This is a genomic window from Psychrobacter sp. TB67 (genome assembly GCF_000511065.1).
Taxonomy (GTDB): domain Bacteria; phylum Pseudomonadota; class Gammaproteobacteria; order Pseudomonadales; family Moraxellaceae; genus Psychrobacter; species Psychrobacter okhotskensis.
The window spans coordinates 26,151-47,752 of record NZ_AYYA01000015.1 but is presented as its reverse complement, the minus strand read 5'-3'; the positions used below and the strand labels follow the sequence as shown (position 1 = coordinate 47,752).

Below are 21,602 nucleotides of genomic sequence, written 5' to 3'. Positions count from 1 at the left end.
CTATAAAGGCTCAAATACTAAGGCTCGAATACTGTCGAACTGCGTAGTCCTTGAACATAAGGGCTACGCAGTTTTTTTATGGTTCTTTACAAGAACCTCTATCGCTGAGCGGTGTTATTTTCCTCATTTGACTGCAATTTATCTCATATTTATTACCATTTTCAAAATGAGAACATGCTTCAGATTAAAAACCAATAATGAGCCATTTTTTTTAGTCTGACGCTATAGCCAAAATATCCTAAAAACACGACGGTATTGCTGATATCAATTTTTTGTAGCCTCTGTCGGCGCAGGCACAGCAAGCAAGAAAAATGGATATCAGCAGTGCATGATGTATCTGTATGACTTTTCACTCACTATAGATATAGTCAGAGCACTTTTAAACCGCTACGGTGTTATCCGCCCTAGATGTACTCGATGTACTATCTGCGGTCAGTCGCCTTATAGCGATTCTAAAACTCCTTGACTATAGTACTGATTTTAATAACGCCTTAACGCCAAAATTTTAAACACCATCTTTTAATCAAAGCCACTTAAACCATCCATAGCGTAATTATGGTAAAATTGACGGTTAAACATCTTATCTTATGATGTGCCTTATTTATCAATATTTATCAATTTAGCCCACAGGTATCCGTATGACCGAAACAACCGCGCCAGCCCTTGCCGCCGCATCTTCACCAGCGTTGTCAGAAGCACTTTCACCAGCGCTCTCAGCAGAGTTGTCACTTGAGCTGATTATCACTTGTGCTGATGGGCTTGAGGCACCGCTACAGACTGAGCTGACGAGTTTTGGTATTGCAAGTGACATCAAAAGTACCGGCCGTCTGACCGTTACGGGTACATTGCGTGATCTCTATACGATTTGTCTGTGGTCGCGAGTGGCATCGCGGGTATTGATGCTGATTAAACGCAGAAATATTAATGCCGAGTATGATGTGGCAGAGCAGCTTTATGGCTTAGCGAAGTCGGTCAATTGGACGGAGCAGTTTAAACTTGAGCAAACCTTTGCCATTCGTCTGTCTGTCGACAAACGCGTCGCTGTCAGCCAGCAGTTTGCCATGCTACGTATCAAAGATGCGATTGCTGATACCTTTAATGAAGTTTATGACAGCCGCCCTAACGTCGATAGCAAGCACCCAGATTTTGCTATTTTCGCGACCGTTAATGACAAGCAAGCCGAATTGTATTTAGATTTATCAGGTACTAGCTTGCATCGCCGTGGTTATCGCGTGGCAATGACTGAAGCGCCCCTCAAAGAAAACTTGGCAGCAGCTTTGCTCTATAGTGCAGGTTGGCATAAGAAGAACGACGCTGGCGATGCACCTTTTTATAATGCGTTAATCGATCCAATGTGTGGCTCAGGCACCTTTATTATTGAAGCACTACTCATGCATTGTGATTACGCAGTGGGTATTGATAAAGCCGCCAATCAATTTGGCTTTTATCAATGGCAGCATCATGATGATGCGTTATGGCAACAGATGATTGATGATGCACAGATACGTTTCCGCGAAGCCTTAGCAATTGCTAACGAGCAGCCAGATACCCTACCACTAATCTTGGGTTATGATGCGGATAGTGGCGCGATACTCGCCACAGAAAAAAACCTGATTGCCGCTGGCCTACAAGACTTGCTACCGCTACTCGACATCGAAACACGCGCACTTGACCGTCTAAGCAGTGTGCTAAAGCCGTTGGTCGATGATGGTCGATTGAGCAACCCTCTAATTATCACCAACCCACCTTATGGTGAGCGTTTGGGTGATGAAGAGATGATTAAGCCATTGTATCAAGCGATTGGGCTTATTCTGCAAGACAGCTTTGCCGGTAGCGGCATTGATCCGATGCTTGGTATATTGGCCTCTCATGTCGAGCAAGTCGATATCTTGCCGATTAAAGAGCCAAAAACCTTACGCTGTCATAATGGTGCCATTACCGTTTATTTCCGCTATGGCACGTTGATTGCTGGGCAAACAGGCAATCTTGTGAGCCGTTTTGAAAAGCGTGAGATTGAAGTAGAAGACGGTCAAGATTTTATTAACCGCCTACAAAAAAATCTTGCCAAGCTAAAAAAACTGGCTAAAAAAGACAATGTCAGTAATATCCGTGTCTATGACGCTGACCTGCCAGATTTTAAAGTGGCTATCGACTTATATGGTGACTACGCGCACGTGCAAGAATATGCACCGCCGAAAACCATACCACCCGAGACCGCCAAAAAACGCTTTAATCTAGCTTTGATGGGTATTCGTGAAGTGTTCGATATTAACCGCGAACAAATCTTTATCAAAACTCGGGCACGCCAATCTGGTAATGATCAATATAGCAAACAGAACACCACAGAAAGGCGCGGCAAGTTTCATGTCGCTCGCGAAGATGGTGCATATTTCTACGTCAACTTTACCGATTATCTCGATACCGGTTTGTTTATTGACCATCGTAATATGCGCGCACGGATTAAAGACAACAGTCGTAATAAATCAGTACTGAATTTATTTGCTTATACCTGTACGGCAAGTGTGCATGCGGCATTGGCGGGTGCCAAAAAAGTCACCAGCGTTGACTTGTCACAGAACTATCTCGATTGGGGTAAGCAAAACTTTGTGCTCAACGGTTTGGACGTCAGCCGCAATAAATATCAATTCGTTGCTGCCGATATCTTTGAGTGGATTAAGGAAAATACCGAGCAATTCGATATTATCTTTATCGATCCACCGACCTTTTCAAACTCGAAAAAGTTCCAAGGTACTTTTGATGTGCAGCGAGATCATGCTGCTATTATTAATCGCGCGATGAATCGCTTAACCGCTGATGGCGTCTTATATTTCTCAAACAACTTTACCCGTTTTGAGCTCGATGAGCAATTAATCGAGCGCTATGACATCGTTGATATCACACAAAAAACCATTGGCTTCGATTTTAATATCAAAAAGCCGATTCATCAAAGTTTTGAGATTCGTCATCGTCAAGGGTAAATGAAAGCCTTGCCACCCTTCTAACGCTCAGTAAAATGACCAAATTTTATTTAAAAACAATAATGACTCAATCTACTTTGATTGGGTCATTTTTTGTTGTTATGATAGAGCGTGATTAAGCGTTGGTCTCGGGATAATTCTGACTCTAGTAACGCTTTTACTTCTATAAAATTAGGGTTTGTTGAACATTCAAATATTAGGACTGCTGATCGCTAAAATCGTCCCAAACCTTTTATCAAATCAGGCGTAAACCGACGATAATGTCGAGACCTTAGCTAGGTTTACAACAACGTTTGGGGTGATTTCAGTATCAGCCTTTCAGGGCAGGGCTATTTTTTGCCAATACATGGCGAAATTATCTAACCTAGAATGACTAGGCGTCAAAAATTTCACTGCGTATTGTCTAAAAAATAGCCACTGCCAGTACCACATTTGAATGTTCAACAAACCCTAATATCAAACTTTCAAAAAAAACGTTTAATTTACTCTAATAACTTTAATTTACTCTAATAACAAGGACAGCCCCATGGCTTTATCACTTAATAAAGGCGGTAACTTATCGCTAACGAAAACTGACCCAAATTTAACCAAGTTGCTTATTGGTCTTGGTTGGGATGAGCGCGCAACCTCTGGTGCTGAGTTTGATCTTGATGCCAGTGTATTTTTGCTTAGCACCGCAGGCAAAGTGCGCGGCGATCATGACTTTATCTTTTACAACCAACTCAAATCTGACAATGGCGCGGTTGAGCATACTGGTGATAACCGTACGGGCGAAGGCGACGGTGATGATGAAGTCGTCAAAGTAAACCTCACCCAAGTACCTGCTGATGTCGACAAAATCGTCGTCACTGTCACTATCCATGATGCAGCGGCTCGCAGTCAAAACTTTGGTCAAGTAGCCAACGCTTTTATTCGCGTCGTTAATGAAGAAACCGGCACCGAAGTGGTACGTTTTGATTTGGCAGAAGATTACTCTGTTGAGACCGCGATGGTATTTGGTGAAGTCTATCGCCATAACGGTGAGTGGAAATTCCGCGCCGTTGGTCAAGGCTACTCTGGTGGCTTGCAAGCCATGTGTCAGCAATACGGCGTTGATATCTAAAGCCGTATTTAGGTTGGTATCGTCATCATGGTTGGGATGATTAGCACGACTAAAACCAGCGTTTAAAGCAGCTTTATTAGCCAGTTATACAAAATAATTTTATGGGCGAATTATCGAGTAACTTTACAACGTACTTTTAGTTGCAAAATAGCCACAATTATTGATAGCCAAACGACCAATAATGCTTTATGTTTCGTTTAAAATTATGCACTAAGAAGTGGTTAGCAATAGCCACTTTTTTTGTGGTTTGAGTCTATAATAGACCGACCTTAGCTTTACGCAACCAGACAGGATGTGTCATGAGACATTTTTATTTAGACTTTATCTTCACGGCCATTGCCTTAGCGGTCGCGGCGTGGTGGGGATATTCACATGGTGGTATGGGCGGCTTGATAACCACCCTATCTATTACTGCTATTTTGGCCGTCATGGAGATTTCATTATCATTTGATAATGCGGTGGTCAACGCCTCAGTCCTCAAAGGCTGGGATGAGTTTTGGAAAAAGATATTTTTAACGGTTGGTATTTTAGTTGCTGTATTTGGTATGCGCTTGGTATTCCCTATCGTTATCGTTGCGGTTACTGCTGACTTGGGTATTATGCAAGTGGTCGACCTAGCGTTAAACGATCCTAAAGAATATTCAGCCAGATTATTGGCGCATCATGCTGAAATCTCAGCATTTGGTGGTATCTTCTTATTACTGGTGTTCTTGAACTTTATCTTTGACGATAAAGAAGTACATTGGTTTGATTGGCTTGAGAGCCGTTTGGCAAAACTGGGTAAAGTCGATGCCATGAGTGTGTTTGTGGCGCTTATCGTGTTGATGATTGCGGTATCATTTGCTAACCCTGAGCAGTCAGCAGCGGTATTGATTGCAGGCGTATGGGGTATCTTGGTATACCTTGGCGTACAAGTGGTTTCGGGTATGCTTGAAGGTGACCTTGAAGCAGATTTAGAAAATGAAGAAAGTGGCTCGGGCGCTGCGGCGACCAGCGCGATTATGAAAGGCGGTATTATCGGCTTCTTATATCTAGAAGTTCTTGATGCTTCATTCAGTTTCGATGGTGTGATTGGCGCATTTGCGATTACCAATGACGTTATCGTTATTATGCTGGGTCTAGCAATCGGTGCGATGTTTGTGCGTTCGATGACGATATTCTTAGTCGATAAAGGCACGCTTGATGAGTTTGTTTACCTTGAGCATGGCGCGCATTATGCTATCGGTGCTTTAGCGATTATCATGCTATTGTCAGTGAAATTCCATGTGCCAGAAATTATCACTGGTCTGATTGGTATTGCCTTTATTGGTTGGGCGTTCGTGGCCTCACTCAATTATCGCAAGCAAGAAGCAAAATCGATTAGCTGATAAACTGCAAGTTTGAAGCGTAGTAAGCATCATATTGTTTTAATGACAGGTTATACCAAAAAGTTGGTATAACCTGTTTTCGTTTATGAGCATTTTTTATTTACGGCATGCAACTTTTACAAAGTATTTTAGCTGCTTATCGCCCTGCTCTTTGGTTAATTACTGGCGATTGGTAAAATACTTTGCGATAACAATATCTTAACCACTGTTGCTCAGTTTGTTAAAAAGTATCAGAGTTACAGCACTGATATGTCCCTTAGTAACCATATAGTAAGCGCACAAAATAGACCTTGCTTAGTGAGCACTCGCTTAGTATAGTAAAACGTAATGATATGCAGGACGTGGCATACAGGTATATTCATTTAACTTTTATACCAACACTACCATAACTGCATAATTTTTAATTCATTCGTTCGAAAACCCAATCCACTTAATTATTAATCTAAAGGATATCTATATGGCTATTAGCTTAACGAAAGGCGGCAACGTAAACTTATCAAAAGAAGCGCCTGGTTTAACCAATATTACGGTCGGTCTTGGCTGGGATCCACGCGCCACTGACGGTCAAGAGTTTGACTTAGACGCGATTGGCTTTTTGGTCAATGAAGCCGGCAAAGTACGTAACGATCAAGATTTTATCTTTTTTAACAATCTAAAGTCAGACAATGGCGCGGTCGAGCATACTGGCGATAACCGCACTGGTGAAGGTGATGGCGATGATGAAAAAATCAAAATCAACCTTGCTAGCATCCCAGCTGACGTCAGCAAAGTCGCTATTTGCGCCATCATTTATGAAGGTCAAAGCCGTAACCAAAACTTCGGTCAAGTAGGCGAAGCTTATATCCGTGTCGTAAACGACAATGGCGATACTGAAATTGCTCGTTATGACCTATCAGAAGACGGTAGCACTGAAACAGCAATGATCTTTGGCGAATTGTATCGTCATAGCGGCGATTGGAAATTCCGCGCCGTTGGTCAAGGCTTCAGTGGTGGTCTTGGACCATTAGCTGCCTCTTATGGCGTAAACGTCTAATATGGCGTAAACGTCTAATTTAAATCGTTTAGATCGTTAACAGCGGCAGTCAGCTAGCTGATTGCCCGCTATATAAGCTATCAAGTGTGCCTTTTTAAAGCATTTGATGGCTTTAAATTTAATGGCTCCTCTAAAATCGAAAAACAACGTATCAAAAGAATATCTATCGAATTTCAAAGTATATGTCAAAGCATTAGAATAAGGATTTGCACCCATGGCCGCAACATTTAGCTTAATCGGTACCATTGAGCCTTTTTTACATTGCAACCTCAAAAAGGGTGACTCGATCTATTGTGAAGCCAATGCCATGGTCATGATGGAATCTAACCTTGAGCTAAAAGGTAAGCTGCAAGGTGGCCTTATGCAGTCATTGATGCGCCGCTTTGCTAATGACGAATCACTGTTTCAGCAGCAGATTGAGGCGACGGGCGGTGAAGGCGATTGTTTGCTAGCACCAACGCTCGATGGTGATATGCAAATTATCGATTGCGGCGCTCAGCAATATACCTTGAGCGATGGCGCTTTCGTTGCTGCACAAACGGGTGTCGATATCAGAGCCAATATTCAGCGTAACCTCGGCGGCGCGGTGTTTGGTGATACTGGTGGCTTTATGGTTATGCAGACGCAAGGTCAAGGTCAGGTCGTGGTATCTGGCTTTGGCTCGTTGTTTGAGATTGATGTCACCCCAGACAAAGACGTCATCATCGATAATGGTCATGTGGTCTGCTGGGACTCAAATCTTGAGTACAAGCTGTCGGTCTCAACCAGCAAGAAGAAAGGTATCATGAGCAGCATCATTAACTCGGTCACCAGTGGCGAAGGTATGGTGTTGAACTTCTCTGGCACTGGTAAAGTCATTATCTGTTCGCGCAATCGTGACAGCTATCAAGGCTGGCTACAAAGCATCTTGGGCAGTAGCTCCGGAGGTCGTGGTGGCGGTGGCGGCTTTTTAGATAATATTTTATAGCTCGATTTTTAACCAAAATGAACAACTGAAAATATCACTGAACGTTGCAGTATTCCACTCACAATTATTATCATATCATTTACGAAAATTCGAGTAGCAAGTAAAACAAGTGCAAGTACTACGCTCTGTAGACTAAGCTAGTTTGACACCACTAACCGTATTTTTTGAGAGTGATATAAGGATTTTATCATGGCAGTTAGTTTACAAAAGGGACAAAAGATATCCCTAAGCAAAGAAGCCGGTGGCGATCTGACTCAAGTAAAATTGGGTTTAGGTTGGGACGTAGCACAAGGACCGCAAGAGAAAAAAGGGGGCTTCTTAGGCAAGTTGTTTGGAGGTGGCAGCGGCGGCGATTCTATCGATTTAGACGCTTCGTGCATCATGTTTGATGCCAATAAACAAGCAGTCGATGCCATTTGGTTCAACCAGCTTAAATCAAAAGATGGCAGTATCGTCCACACTGGCGATAACCGTACTGGCGACGGTGATGGCGATGACGAAGTTATCAACGTCGATCTTTCAAGAATCCCTGCTGATGTCGTCTCGCTGGTATTTACCGTCAATAGCTTCACTGGTCAAACGTTTGAAACAGTAGAAAACGCTTTTTGCCGTATCGTGAACGCCAATAATAACCAAGAGGTCGCACGCTATAACCTATCAGCGCAAGGCAGTCATACAGCGATGGTGATGGCAAAAGTCTATCGTCATAACAATGAATGGAAAATGCATGCCATTGGCGAAACCGCTTCAGGTCGTACTTTCCATGACTTGATGCCTGCTATTACGCCACATGCTTAAAGGCCTATAAAGTCTAAACAGTTTTTACTTGTAACGCTTTAAAACGTTAACACTTAAAAGCAATCAGCCCGTCTATTATTAATAATAGACGGGCTGATTTTTTGTATTAATGGATGCTATTCAAGCACTTACTTACTACCACGTTTCCAGCTAAAGCCCCAATTAAAGGCTTTATCCATTTCTTGATGGCCTTTAAAGTATTGATTGATACGTTCAACATTGATACTGCCTTGTTGGTTGACCAAACGCGCAATGGCACACATTGGCAAGTTGCCTGTGCCTTCTGTTAAACGCGTCTCAATCGGCGACTGATCGGGCACATGAATGGTCACTACCCCATCCGTTTTTGCCCAATTCGGCGCACCTTCGTAGATGAAAGCAAAGATAAATACTTCCTCAATTTGCGACCACTGCTGACCATTGATATCGAGCCACTCCCCGCCACTCACTTGTCCTGTCCTATCATCAGCACGCAGACAGACGTAAGGTGCTGACTGCAAACTACCAAAGCGATTGCCCAAGGCTTGAATCAAAGTTTTTTCGCCGTTTTTTAGATGAATCATTGCCCCGACGTCAAGGTCAATACCGCCCGCTTTATGCTGTTTGAACAGGTCACCCAACAAACCTTTTTTCGGTGCTTGCTTATCCATATCTGGACGTTGGTTCCAGTTTAGGTTGACCGAGATTTTGCCAAAGTCATCACGTTTCTTTAGATTGATACTGGATTGGTTTTTGGTTAAGGTAATTTTGCTCAAGTTGATCGAAGGGCTGGCTGGAATCGGTGGCGGCGCGCTTGCTTGAGTGGCACTGCCCGCCTTTTGCGTATTGATTGGACGTTGAGTATTGATAGGTTGAGCCTGATTGCTATTTTGAGATGGGGGCTGCGCTGGTGCTTCATCGGCAATCTCTACACCGAAATGTTCGGACAAAGGCTTTAAGCCACCTTCAAAACCTTGGGCAATAAAGCGAAACTTCCAGCTGCCCTGCCGACGATAGCATTCTGCTAAAATAATGGCTTTTTCATTACGCCCAGCACTACTAAGCTGACAAGTCATCAGCACTTGGCTGCCTTGCAATACTTGGATATCTACATCGCCAACTTGCGCCAATGTCTGCGTACTAGAAAATGCCAAGGCAATTTTATCAATATTCGCCGGTTGCGCTGCTAAATTAATGTCGAAAAACCCATCACTGTCGTGACCTCGGAAGCTGACATTGCCGTCATCACTACGCGTCTGCCCATAAAATATCATATCGCCATCACCGCGCACTTTACCATCAGTAGTCAGACGATAAGCGGCACAATCGATGGCGTTTTGACTTAAAATTCGGATGCTGATATTGTCAGTCGGTAGTGGCGCATTGGCACCAGCAATCAGTTTTTGAGGTTGGTTCTGGCTCATCATATGTCCTTTAAATTTATTATATTAGCGTTTTTTATGTTCACTATCGTTATATAGTAGCATGGATAATGCCAGACTTTTAATCAGCACACTAAGGCGTGCTCTCAATTCAATCGATGGTCATCTAAAGGGGTTAAAAATGGCTAAATCTTGCCAAACAATATCAAATAGTTGACTAATATCTCGATATCATCTGCGCTGTTTTCCTTGTCTGACTACAACTTATCTCATTTTTATCGCCATTTTTTAAATGCGGACACGCCCTAGAGCGTAGCATTTCTATATAATAGACTTTGCTATCAACGGCGGCGCAGCGTGGCTTTTTTGGCAACAGATAAGTATTGACCATCTTGATATGAAACGTGCGACAATCACACCCAGTTATCCAATACCTATAACCCTTATCTATAACATTGATAACAATGCTGAGAGAATTATGAGTAACCTTGCTAACGATAGCCTTGCCAATGACAACCTTATAACGCCAGCTGCTTGGTTGGCCGAAGGTCAGTCTAGCCAACGCGATATGTTAGCCAGCTTGCAAGCCCTAAAAGCACAAACGCACTCACCCTTTAATATCATCGCCTCACACCGCCATGACAGACCCGAGATTTTTGAATTTGCCGACAGCGTATATATTGAGCCGTCTGCAACGGCGCTCGACAGCGATGAGCAAGTCATATCTGAACCCGTCACACCGCGTTGGCAGTTTGTACTGGAGCAAGCCAAGCAACACAATGTAAAAGTATTATTGACTGGTCGTAATGGTATCGATTATGAAGCACAGCGTGAAGCATTTGATGCTGTTGGTATTCGCTTATTAACAGGAGCAACCAGCGTCGCAGCCCTAGAGTGTATCGATGACAAATTTGCCTTTATGCAGCAATGTCATCGCCACGATATTCCAGTGGCAGACGCGTGGCGCTTTGACAATACTGCTGAGCTTGAGGCCCTACTTAGCGAGCATGGTCATCAGCCTTTATGTGTCAAACCGGTCACGGGTATTTTTGCACAAGGCTTTTGGCGGCTTGATTTGGCCAAAGACGATGGCGAGCAGTACGATAGCTTTGAGCATTTATACTTTACCGAAGAGAAAAAAATTAATACAGCGCAGTTTGTCAATGCTTACACAAACAGCCAAATGATACGTGAGCGCCCTATTCCTATGCTGCTGATGCCTTATCTATCAGGACAAGAATACTCTATCGATGTGGTCTGTGAATATGGTGAAGTACTGGCAGCCGTTACTCGTCATAAAACGGGAAAAATCCAGCATGTCGGTTACGAGCAGGACGTCATGGAGGTGGTGATACCATTAATCAAAGTCTTTGGCTGCGATGGTATTGTCAGTGTTCAAACTAAAGCAGATGATGATGGTCAGCACCGTGTGCTTGAAATTAACAGTCGCCCTTCTGGTGGCATCGGTTATACGGCGCATAGCGGGATCGATCTCACACAACTGGGGTTTGCCTATTGGCTGGGCTTAACGGACAAGCCACAGTTAGAAAACATTGCTCAAAAAATTAAACCTTGTCAGGTGCGCTCGCTGATGGTAAGTGTAAAAATTGAAGAAGACATCGTTGAATAAGTAAAATATCTTAGGATAATAAAAATATACTGAGCCATTATAAAGTCAATGAGGGGGCGGGTGATGACAGCACAGACCACATTAGTATTAGGCGCAAACACGGTGATCACTCAAGAGCGCTGTATTGTTGCTTTTACGACCTCAAATTCGCTTAGGTTTGGGCAGCAGCTTGGACTATTATGGCTACCTTTAAATGAGCAGCGCAAGGCAGTCTGTAGCCCCGCCTATTTGCATGAGCCTAAAGACTGGGCAAAGCTAGACGATGATGACAGTCCCAGCGAATGGCAGCTGGATTTACTCACGTTATTTGACACGCAAGGGGTGAGCTTCTTACAACTAATCGCTTATACTTATCAGGAGCCGACACTTAATTTGCCCGCTGTCGAATTAAAAAATATAAGCCTAACTTTAAACAATGGTGCTATTCACTATGACTTCATAGCAAGCGAGCGCCATGTCAAAGCCGCTATTGTTTTTGAGATTTACAAGCGTAATGGGCAGTTTAAATGTCGCGCTCTTGGTGAAAGCTCGACCCAAGGACTGACAAGCCTTGAGCAACGAGTGCAAGTCAGTCTTGATATTCGTCCGCCAGATACTCATGCACTCATTCAAGCGGCGCAGCAGCAGCAGCGTGGTTACCCAGATAGCGACTCTCGCCCGCCCCGCCAAGTCCAAGCTGGTGAAACATGGACAGGCACGGCTTTTGCTATTGACCCTTATCATCTATTGACTTGCTATCATGTCATTGAGTCGGCGGCGATGATTGGTGTGCGCCAGCAGGGCCAGCCTGACCGTGAGGCGCAAGTGGTACTTAGTGATATCGGTAGCGATTCTGCCATTATCAGAGTAAACGAGCCTTTGGCTTGCCACCTACCATTAGCGCAGCAGTGTTCGGATATCTTGGGCGAGACCATTACCACTTTGGGCTTTCCGCTATCAGGACTCAGTAGCCAGCTACAAGTCACACAAGGCTGTATCTCAGGATTAACAGGCTTAAGTGATGATATTCGTTATATGCAATTTACCGCACCGATTCAGCCCGGCTCTAGTGGCAGTCCGCTGCTCTTGCCGACAGGTGAAGTCATCGGCATGGTGACTGCTAGCCTCGTCCATGAGCATGCGCAAAACATGAATTATGCGGTGAAGTTCCAGTTATTATCTGCCCTACTCGCGAGCGCTGGCATTAGTTTGGCTAGCTCGTCTACCACATCTAGCTCTACAACTGCTGCACTGACTACCCCGCAGCTTAGTAAACAAAGTCGCGGATCGCTTTGGCTGGTCGGCTGTCAGGGTTAAAATATCTAAGCAACGCAAGTTAATATAAAAATAGCCACTTTAACAAAGTGTGTTAAGGAAAATAGATGACCGCTAAACTCAAAAGTATAGCCGTACTTATTGATGCCGATAACGCCTCAGCAAAAAATATTGGTCATATTCTGCAAGAGATAGAGAATATTGGACATGTCACTTGTAAAAAAATCTATGGCGACTGGGGCAATGCGCATATCCAGAGTTGGCAAGAAGCATTGCTTAAATACGCCATCGACCCTATGCAACATTTCGCTTATGTGAAAGGCAAAAACGCCACTGATATCGGCATGGTTATAGAAGCAATGGACTTGCTATACAGTGATAATTACGATGGGTTTTGTTTGATCTCAAGTGATAGTGATTTTACTTCATTAGCGCTACGTATCCGCAAAAACCATGTAAAAGTATTTGGCTTTGGAAAGCGTAATACGGTTAGCGCGTTTTCACAGGCTTGTGATAAATTCTTTTATGTAGAGGATTTATTAACTGCTAAAAACGACTCCATTACAGTCATTCCTACACCGAATAAGAATGATACCCCATCTTCAAACATTGCATCAGAACGTTGGACGACTAAGCAATTACATACCCAAAATCATCTTATTGGCGTAATAAATAAACTAATCAATGAAAATCCTAATGCTAAAGATGGTTGGTCAAACCTATCTTATATTGCTAGCCAAATTCATAAAAACCATGAAAATATCAAACTAGATAAATATGGCTATAAAAAATTCTCTGATCTTATTACGACACTACGTCTATACGATGTGCGCCGTGAAAATAAGGTTATGTTAATTAAATTAAAAAGTAAAAAAATTACACAATCTCCTGTGATGACTAACAGTAAATCAGCGTTAGACTTACAAACTAATAATACCATTCATGAAAAACAAATTTCTAAATCAGCATCCAACCTCTTTGCCGCTGCGCCCATTATTGTCAAAATAACAACGGCACCTACTATCAATGCTGTATTGTTTAGAGTAGATGCCACTGCAAAAGTACGGGGCGATGAAGACATGATATTTTACGGACAGACCCATAGTGAAGATGGTGCAGTCGAACTGGATCAACAACTTGAATCTGAGAAGTCCATATCTGAATTTAGTTGTGATCTAAACCTTCAGCCTGCCAATATTGAACAACTTAACTTTGCTTTATCAAGTGAGCTTGAGAACTTAGCGACTGATCCTCCACAAACACCTATTCAGCTGAGCATCCTTGACAAGCAACAGAATGCATTATTATTTTCAGGTGAATTTGACATAAAAGATAAGTCAGGCAAAAGTTTGATTCTATTTACATTAAACCGAGCAGGCAAACAATGGCAATTTATGCCAAGGCATCAAAATATAGATGGCGACCTACGTTATCTTTGTGAAAAATATGGGATAGAAATAAGCGATGACTGATCTTAAAAATAACACAATACTTAATACCATGATATCTAATACTATGTATAAACGCAGCATCACCCTACCACGCGGTACCCTTGATCTCACCTATCAAACCAATTCAGCCACTGCAAAAGATGGAACAGAACAAAGCAATCACTATCAATTAGAAGACTTGCTTGGATTTGCGCAGCGCATTAATCCTAAACGCGCATTTTTGTTTGTCTCAAAAGTCTTAGGTCGCCATATTCCAGTCGCGCCTAGCACCATGCGTCACGCTTTTACTGATTTGGCAAACCTAGTACCAGATGATTTGCCTGAACCTATTTTGGTCATCGGTATGGCAGAGACTGCCGTTGGGTTATCTGCTGGGGTGCATCAAGCGCTACAAACGCGTTATCCCAATGCCTTACTACTGAACTCTACCCGTCACGCACAACATAACGACGATAATTCTGAAACCTTGCTAACAACTTTTAGCGAAGATCACAGTCACGCTAGCCAGCATCTGATTTATCAAAGTGCAGATAAAGCTATCCAAGCACAGCTACTAGCGAGCAAAACATTGATTATGGTTGATGACGAAGCATCAACGGGCAATACTTGCGTCAATGTAGTTACCGCCCTTCGTAACGCAGGGCTTGATCAATTAGAGCAAGTACATCTGACCACTTTGGTTGATTGGTCTCTAAATCAGAACCAAGCTCAAGCTGACGTAGACGACAATATATCTGCACGTTTGCCTAACATTGACTTTCATCGTCATCACCTATTATCTGGTGCGTGGCAATGGGCGGATGTGCCCAACCCTGAGCCGATTACTATGCCGTCGGTCGATACGACTGAGGCTGGCAGTCAACCACTAGGCAATACTGGTAATTGGGGACGCTTCCCAACGCTAGATAGCACAGATGGATTTAATAATTATTTAGCGAAGTTTCAAGCAGCATTTACCAATTTTAATGAACAAGCAAAGTTTAATGAAGTGCAGTTGCCTGAGCGTATTTTAGTATTGGGCAGTAATGAGTTTGTATGGTTGCCATTTTTATTGGCGGAATGGCTTGAGGCGAAAACTCAAAACGCTACCGTTAACTTTAGTGCGTTAACACGTTCACCGATTGCCCTTGGTGGCGCGATTACCACTATGCTAAGTTTTAGCGATAACTATGGGCTTGGTATGACCAACTTTGCTTATAATGTTGAGCCTAGCGATTGGGATTTGATTGTGCTTTGTGTAGAAACGGCTTCTGATAGCGTGGATGACATGTGGCAAGGTTTGGATAATGTGTTGGTGGTGAGTCCAACGCTTTAAGCTGTTTTATTAAAGCTGGCTTACAAAGGCTATCTTATAAAAGCCGCCCTATTAAAACTATCCTTTAAATTCTACTTTGATTCTCATATTTAACATTTACGCACGCTTTTATGGCAAATACTATGACCACCCCATTCTTACAAACCAATAACGATATTATCAAGCCCTACGCGCTGATGGATTTAGACGATACCCTATTTCAAACGCAGCGTAAGATCGACGCTTGGGATTTACCTACCGCTGAATCTGAAAGCTTAGTCTGCGCCACGGTAAACAAACAAGCCGAACCATTAAGCTTTATGAGCCAACGGCAAGCATCGTTCTTTAATTGGTTGCTTGCTAGTACCGAATTGATAGTGGTCACTGCACGCGACCGTAGCGAAATCAAACGTGTAAAGCTGCCTTTTGACAGTTGGCAAGTTTTGACTCACGGTGCAATTATTTTGACAGCTAATGGCGAGCTGTTAAGCGCATGGCAACAGCGTATGTATGAACAGTTGAGTCCTTTGCAAGACAAACTTAACCAACTGAGCCAATTATTCGCGAGTCACAGTAGAAACGATAACAGTCAGCTAGTATTTACACCGCATATTGATAGTTTTAATAATGGTTCTGTTAATGAAGAGCTAACCATTTATCTGGCTATTAAACACGCGCAAAAAGATCATCAAGCATTGGCAGAATTAGCTGCACAGTTACCCAATCTAATACGTGATTTTGATCAGGATTTCTATGTCCATGTTAACGCTAACAATCTAGCGATACTGCCACATGCGGTTCATAAGCATCATGCGGTACAGTTTTTATTAGACCATCATTTAGACAGTCAGCGTCCAAGTTTTGGCTTTGGTGACAGCCTGGCAGATTTGCCGTTTCTGCAACTGCTTGACTGGTACGGTATGCCCAATCATGGTCAACTGCACGACAATCTTAGTTCTTAGTAATTCTCAGCTCTTAACAACTCTCAAATATCAATAATTATAATAACGACAGCAGCCTATACGAGTAAAAAACCTCCTATGACCACTCCCAATATTCAAAAACTCGATAAATACGGCTCAGGCAGTTACCTTGCCAGCGATGTGACCGTATTGCTCGATATCGTTGATAAAGACGCGGTTGCAGACGTGCCGGTTAGCCAAAAAGAAGCACTGATCCAAAGTGGTCAGCGCCACTATTCAGACATGCTGACCTTAGAGGCTGCACCAACGGCGATGCACGAGCAGCTATATCAGCAAGCACTAGGGCAAGGCACAACGAGAACCGCGACTGATATTACTAATTTAGCGCATACGTTACACCATACTTTCGAGCAAACGGTTAGTGCTGAGCGCCCATTAGTATTGGTCAGCTTAGTACGAGCAGGTTTACCAGTTGGCGTATTGTTGCAGCGTGCCTTATCAGATAAGAAAGGGTCAGATAATGAAAGGTCAGATACCGATAGCGACTATAACTTGCCAAGTGTGCATTATGGTATCAGTATCATTCGTGACCGCGGTCTTGATCCAGTCGCTTTACAGATGATATTGGACGCTTACCCAGACAGCCCCATCGTATTCGTTGATGGCTGGACAGGTAAAGGTGCCATCTATCAAGAGCTTGCTCATAGCTTAGAAGTCTTTAGTGACCCTAGCCATCCCAATTTTGCCAATATTTTTCATCAAGGAAAAGACGTAATCCCGCTACTGACACTTGCTGATCCAGCGGGCGTAGCATGGCTAGCTGCTAGTGAAGAAGACTGGTTGATCCCATCAGGTTTATTAAATAGCACGGTGTCGGGACTGATTTCACGTAGTCTTTATACTGAGCCGCAATCAGGTCTACATCGCAGTGTTTTTTATGATAATTTAGTAGAGGCAGATCATAGCTTGACGTTTATCGATCACATCGATACTGCACGACGTGCATTAACGATACCTTTGCAACGTTTGCCAACTTTTAAACAACCACGCTATCAGACTGCTGATTTAATTAATGAATTGGCAAAAACCTATCAAATCACCAATCGTAACCGCATTAAGCCGACGATTGCAGAGGCGACACGCGCCATATTACGCCGCGATCCCGAGCGCATTCTACTGGCCACTGCTGATCATCCCGATACCGTATTATTGCGCCATTTATGTACCGAACGAAATATCAATATCAAGGTATTAGGTGCTAAAATACTACCCTATCAAGCCATCACGCTGATCAAGCAGCGTAGCAAAGACAGCTAAGCTATTATTGCTGATCAATTCATACGTTCTGTCTTTTATAACCCTTTACGACCATTCAATTTATCACTATTTACGATGCCGATTATGCCAGATATGCCAAATAACGAATCAAACATTTATAGCCATACCCAGTCTTATGCGCATCTCATCACTGAGCGTCATGCGATGGTTAGGCCCAATACCCATCATCCGTATCAGCTGGGTGCAAGCCTTTATATGCCTGCTACTCGCCAAGATATCTGGCAAGTCATCAAGCGCGATAAATTACCAACGATTAATAGCATTATCATCTGCTTAGAAGATGCCGTTAGCCACAATGATGTCGAGCTGGCGCTGACACGGCTGCAAACCCTGCTTCATACTTGGGCGATACACGTCGATAGTATCAATGATCCGTCAAGAGAATCTGGCTTTCAATCGAATCAGCAATCGAATCAGCAATCAGAGCAAAAAAACCAGCATCCCACGCGGCCCTTGGTCTTTATACGTCCGCGTAATCCGATGATGCTGCAACAACTGGCAGACTATGCTCATATCGATCTCATCGACGGCTTCGTCATGCCCAAAGTCGATATGTATAGCTTATCCAATTGGCGCATGGCCTGCCAGAATCTCAGCATCGATCATTTATTAATGCCGACGCTTGAGACCGCAGCATTATTTAACCCACATCACAATCAAGAACTGGCCATTGGTTTTAAAGAAGCTTTTAGCCAGCCAGTCTTTGCGCTGCGCATCGGCGGCAATGATCTGTTTGCCGCGCTGCGTCTGCGCCGTCCGAAGAACAGTATCGTCTATGATACCCCTATCGGCACGCTTGCTTATCAGCTGCTCGGCTGCTTTGTGCCGCACGGCTTTTATCTCACCGCACCGGTCTTTGAGTATTTAGATCAGCCAACGCTGTTTATGCAAGAGCTGACTCGCGACGTCAGTTTGGGCTTAGTCGGCAAAACAGTTATTCATCCTAGCCAAATCGCTTTAGTTCAGCAAGCCTACTGCGTGCCAATGAGCACATTAGATGAGGCGCAAGCCATATTACATAGCGAAGCCAAAGCGGTATTTAAATATAATAATACGATGCTAGAGCCTGCCACACATCGCGCATGGGCGACCGAAATCGTCAATCGTGCCGATGCCTTTGGCACTATCGATGACGGCAATAGTGACTATACATCACGATTGTAATCACCTCTTATACCAAAACCAAAGACGCCGTTATCATAGCAATGATAACGGCGTCTTTTTAGTATAGTCGATTCAATTTAAAAGTAGTACAAGGCAACCGAGTGTAGATGTATAGGTGATACTTCAAGCGAGGTCAACGCAGTAATATTTTTATAGTGGAATGACTATATAGGGGCATGCCCTAATTAGGGCGTGTCCTCATTTTAAAAATGGTGATAAAAATGAGATAAATTGCAGTCAAACAAGGAAAATAACGCAGATAATATCGGGATATTAACCAGCTATTTAACGATGTTTGGCAAAATTTAGCCATTTTTAGCCCGTTTAGATATGATCAATTGAATTGAGGACACGCCCTAGTCATATTTATGATACACAGCTCGTCAAAAATTGACTCAGCACTTTATTGACCTGTTCAGGCTCTTCTACCGTCGAAGTATGTCCAGAGCCTTTGATTATTGCAAGCTTAGAGCCATCGATGGCGAAGTGCATACGCTCAGCTTTGGCATAAGGAGTGGCGACATCCTCATCGCCCACGATGATTAGAGTAGGCGTCGTGATGCGATCGATTTGATCATAAATAGCGTCGCGTTCGATGACTCCCATCGTGGCTTTGACGACCCCACCTTTGCGATTACCATTGAGCATTGCCAACCATTCTTTTTGATCCGCTTTACGCGATTTATCTTCTAAAAAAGTACTACCAAACATAATAGGCATGACTTTTTTACTCACCCTTTTCATCCCCAACCAGCGAATAGCCGTCATGAGCTTTTTGTAGCCGGGAATATTGTCAGGGTCTTCCGCATCAGCCGAAGTGTCTATTAGGGTCAAGGATTTTAGCAGCTCTGGTCTATTGATAGCGATGCGTTGTCCAACGAAGCCGCCCATCGATAGTCCGACATAATGGCAGCTGTCTATATCGAGCGCTGCTAGGAGAGCAATAGCATCATCTGCCAAGGTGTCCATGTCGTAGCCGTCTTTAGTAATTTGCGACTGGCCTTGTCCGCGAAAGTCAAAAGCGATGCAGCGATAGCGGTCCTGAAAGTGCTCGACTTGTTTGTCATAGATTCTCGTATTCCAAAGTAGCCCATGAGCAAAGACCATGACAGGTTTCTGCGTATCGTTTGGTGCGCTGTCTTCGTAATTGATATTAGCATTATTGACTTCAATAGTTGGCATAACAACTTCCTTGTATAATCGATTAAAAAATTAAGCATATGACTGCTTTTTCTTTTTAGCCCTGCCTTTCTAACGCTTTACTTCTTCCACTGATCTTTTAGCATAATTCACCAGCCACTCAGTTGACAGTCTTATTTCTGAATGAGCCGTTTTTATCGGTGCATCCTAAGAAATTAACACAGCGAGACAGATTAAACCACACTGGCGATTTGTCCTAAGCGCCCACAAAACTTGCTTTTATAATCATAGCAAGCTGCTATAGTAATCAATAGTGAATGATTTGTTACAAAACCTGCTCAGCCTTTATTTTGAATCGCCTATTACCTAACTAATTTAACTAAGGAAAGCCAAGATGTCACCGTCTCTCGTCGAGTACCAAAGCGAAAACCACATTGCCACCATTACTATGAACGATCCAAAAACGCTGAATGCCTTTAGCACGCCATTAAAAAACGCCATTATGGATGCGCTTGATAAAGCAGATAGCGATGCAGACGTACGTGTGATTGTCTTGCAAGGCAGCGGTCATAATTTCTCTAGTGGCGGTCATATCGGTGAAATGCTAGAGAACGGTATGGAGTCTGAGGCATTGGTCGCAAAGCTTGATTTTATGCTACGTGAAGTCGCAGAAGTGAGCTTAAAGCTGCGTAATATCCATAAGCCTATCATTGCTAAATTAGAAGGTGCTGTCGCTGGTGCAGGCATGAATTTGGCACTGACCTGTGATTTCCGTATCGCCGCTGATAATGCAAAGTTTGTGCAAGCCTTTGTCAATATTGGTTTGATTCCAGATGCAGGTGGTATTTACCTATTAAATCAATTAATCGGTGCGGCAAAAACGACTGAGCTTGTAATGCTCGGTGATAAGCTCAAAGCAGACGATGTCGCGCGTTTAAATTTGGTGAATGACGTAGTAAGCGCGGACGAGTTAGATGCAAGCGTACAAGCGTTAGCAACACGCCTAAGCAACTTACCGGGCAAAGCACTGGCTTCAATGAAGCATATGATTAATGTCCATGCCTTTTCTGGCTTAAACGAGGCGCTAGATATGGAAGTTGAACAACAAAACATGATGGCCGTCACCGATGATTTTAAGGAAGGCATTACCGCTTTCATGGAAAAGCGTAAGCCTGTTTATCAAGGTAAATAAAAGCCTGATAATATTTTGTTTTACACTATCATCAAAAAGGCTGCCATTAGGCAGCCTTTTATTTTTAGGTCATACAATATCAACAAAATGCCGTATTGATAATATCTTTATTTCTTAAGAATCAGAGGCAGTCTTATAGTGATGCGGTAAGGTAAATATCTTGTCAAAACCTAAGGTAAAAACAAAGGTATAAACCAAGAAAAATAACAGTAACGCGGCTTCCATCATAAAGGCGGTGATTAAACCAACATCGTACCAAATTATATAAATTGGTAAGCAAATCAACACTAAGCCACCTTCAAACCCTAAAGCATGAATACTGCGAATGAATAATGTGCGCTTTGTCACCTGCTTGCGCCGTTCCCACGCTTCAAAAACCGTATTGTAGAGAAAGTTCCAAATCACCGCTGCCAATGACACCATCACAGCGACCGGTAAAGACTCTGCCGCATCACCACCGCTGAGTTTCATCAATACAAGAGTAGAAGCAATAATAGCGATAAGCTCAAAAACAGTCACATAGAGAATACGACGTTTGAGTGGGGATAAAGTAATCAACCAAGACTCCAAAGCACTTGAGTGTAAACAAAAAAGTGCCTATCAAAGTATC

Annotated in this window: 17 protein-coding genes; 14 read left to right on the top strand and 3 right to left on the bottom strand. The window is 43.2% G+C overall.

The annotated features are described in order from the left end of the window. Positions 1 to 638: 638 nt before the first annotated feature. The 6 genes from rlmKL (at position 639) to W293_RS0102770 (ending at position 8,245) form a co-directional block, all read left to right on the top strand. A complete protein-coding gene (gene rlmKL / locus W293_RS0102800) occupies positions 639 to 2,978 on the top strand; it encodes a bifunctional 23S rRNA (guanine(2069)-N(7))-methyltransferase RlmK/23S rRNA (guanine(2445)-N(2))-methyltransferase RlmL (protein ID WP_025650998.1) in 2,340 nt (779 codons plus the stop codon). Between the two features lie 526 nt (positions 2,979 to 3,504). Continuing rightward, positions 3,505 to 4,080: a TerD family protein gene (locus W293_RS0102795; RefSeq protein WP_025650997.1), complete on the top strand. Its 576-nt coding sequence runs from the start codon at positions 3,505 to 3,507 to the stop codon at positions 4,078 to 4,080. 299 nt (positions 4,081 to 4,379) lie between these two features. Continuing rightward, on the top strand, positions 4,380 to 5,447 hold the full coding sequence (locus W293_RS0102790) for a DUF475 domain-containing protein (RefSeq protein WP_025650996.1): 1,068 nt from the start codon (positions 4,380 to 4,382) through the stop codon (positions 5,445 to 5,447). Between the two features lie 457 nt (positions 5,448 to 5,904). Further along, positions 5,905 to 6,480 (top strand): TerD family protein, encoded by a 576-nt coding sequence (locus W293_RS0102785; RefSeq protein WP_025650995.1) that lies wholly within the window; start codon positions 5,905 to 5,907, stop codon positions 6,478 to 6,480. Between the two features lie 214 nt (positions 6,481 to 6,694). Further along, positions 6,695 to 7,447 carry a TIGR00266 family protein gene (locus W293_RS0102775; protein ID WP_025650993.1) on the top strand — a complete coding sequence of 251 codons (753 nt, stop codon included), beginning with the start codon at positions 6,695 to 6,697 and terminating at the stop codon, positions 7,445 to 7,447. Between the two features lie 189 nt (positions 7,448 to 7,636). After that, positions 7,637 to 8,245, top strand: coding sequence for a TerD family protein (locus tag W293_RS0102770; protein ID WP_025650992.1), 609 nt, complete (start codon positions 7,637 to 7,639; stop codon positions 8,243 to 8,245). Between the two features lie 128 nt (positions 8,246 to 8,373). Here the strand turns inward: W293_RS0102770 and W293_RS0102765 are convergent, their stop codons facing one another. Continuing rightward, the gene (locus W293_RS0102765; RefSeq protein WP_037025639.1) at positions 8,374 to 9,648 is read right to left on the bottom strand and encodes a TerD family protein; all 1,275 of its coding nucleotides are present in this window, start codon (positions 9,646 to 9,648) and stop codon (positions 8,374 to 8,376) included. A gap of 436 nt (positions 9,649 to 10,084) precedes the next feature. Between W293_RS0102765 and W293_RS0102760 the strand changes: the two genes are divergently transcribed. From W293_RS0102760 to W293_RS0102730, 7 genes are all read left to right on the top strand, one after another. After that, positions 10,085 to 11,236: an ATP-grasp domain-containing protein gene (locus W293_RS0102760; protein ID WP_025650990.1), complete on the top strand. Its 1,152-nt coding sequence runs from the start codon at positions 10,085 to 10,087 to the stop codon at positions 11,234 to 11,236. Between the two features lie 63 nt (positions 11,237 to 11,299). Further along, positions 11,300 to 12,532 (top strand): S1 family peptidase, encoded by a 1,233-nt coding sequence (locus W293_RS0102755; protein ID WP_025650989.1) that lies wholly within the window; start codon positions 11,300 to 11,302, stop codon positions 12,530 to 12,532. Between the two features lie 65 nt (positions 12,533 to 12,597). Then, positions 12,598 to 13,962 carry an NYN domain-containing protein gene (locus tag W293_RS16690; RefSeq protein WP_025650988.1) on the top strand — a complete coding sequence of 455 codons (1,365 nt, stop codon included), beginning with the start codon at positions 12,598 to 12,600 and terminating at the stop codon, positions 13,960 to 13,962. Positions 13,963 to 13,990: 28 nt separating this feature from the next. Then, positions 13,991 to 15,256, top strand: coding sequence for a phosphoribosyltransferase domain-containing protein (locus tag W293_RS0102745; protein WP_198015409.1), 1,266 nt, complete (start codon positions 13,991 to 13,993; stop codon positions 15,254 to 15,256). 122 nt (positions 15,257 to 15,378) lie between these two features. Then, positions 15,379 to 16,197 (top strand): HAD hydrolase family protein, encoded by an 819-nt coding sequence (locus tag W293_RS0102740; RefSeq protein ID WP_025650986.1) that lies wholly within the window; start codon positions 15,379 to 15,381, stop codon positions 16,195 to 16,197. 78 nt (positions 16,198 to 16,275) lie between these two features. Continuing rightward, positions 16,276 to 17,475: a cysteine protease StiP domain-containing protein gene (locus W293_RS0102735; protein ID WP_025650985.1), complete on the top strand. Its 1,200-nt coding sequence runs from the start codon at positions 16,276 to 16,278 to the stop codon at positions 17,473 to 17,475. Positions 17,476 to 17,559: 84 nt separating this feature from the next. Then, positions 17,560 to 18,660, top strand: a complete 1,101-nt coding sequence (locus W293_RS0102730; protein ID WP_025650984.1) for an HpcH/HpaI aldolase/citrate lyase family protein — start codon at positions 17,560 to 17,562, stop codon at positions 18,658 to 18,660. A 366-nt stretch (positions 18,661 to 19,026) separates the two neighbouring features. Here W293_RS0102730 and W293_RS0102725 read toward each other — a convergent pair whose 3' ends face one another. Further along, on the bottom strand, positions 19,027 to 19,842 hold the full coding sequence (locus W293_RS0102725; protein ID WP_025650983.1) for an alpha/beta fold hydrolase: 816 nt from the start codon (positions 19,840 to 19,842) through the stop codon (positions 19,027 to 19,029). 352 nt (positions 19,843 to 20,194) lie between these two features. Here W293_RS0102725 and W293_RS0102720 point away from each other — a divergent pair, with 352 nt between their 5' ends. Continuing rightward, a complete protein-coding gene (locus tag W293_RS0102720; protein WP_025650982.1) occupies positions 20,195 to 20,992 on the top strand; it encodes an enoyl-CoA hydratase/isomerase family protein in 798 nt (265 codons plus the stop codon). A gap of 114 nt (positions 20,993 to 21,106) precedes the next feature. Here W293_RS0102720 and W293_RS0102715 read toward each other — a convergent pair whose 3' ends face one another. After that, on the bottom strand, positions 21,107 to 21,550 hold the full coding sequence (locus W293_RS0102715; protein ID WP_051395114.1) for a PACE efflux transporter: 444 nt from the start codon (positions 21,548 to 21,550) through the stop codon (positions 21,107 to 21,109). Positions 21,551 to 21,602: the final 52 nt, after the last annotated feature.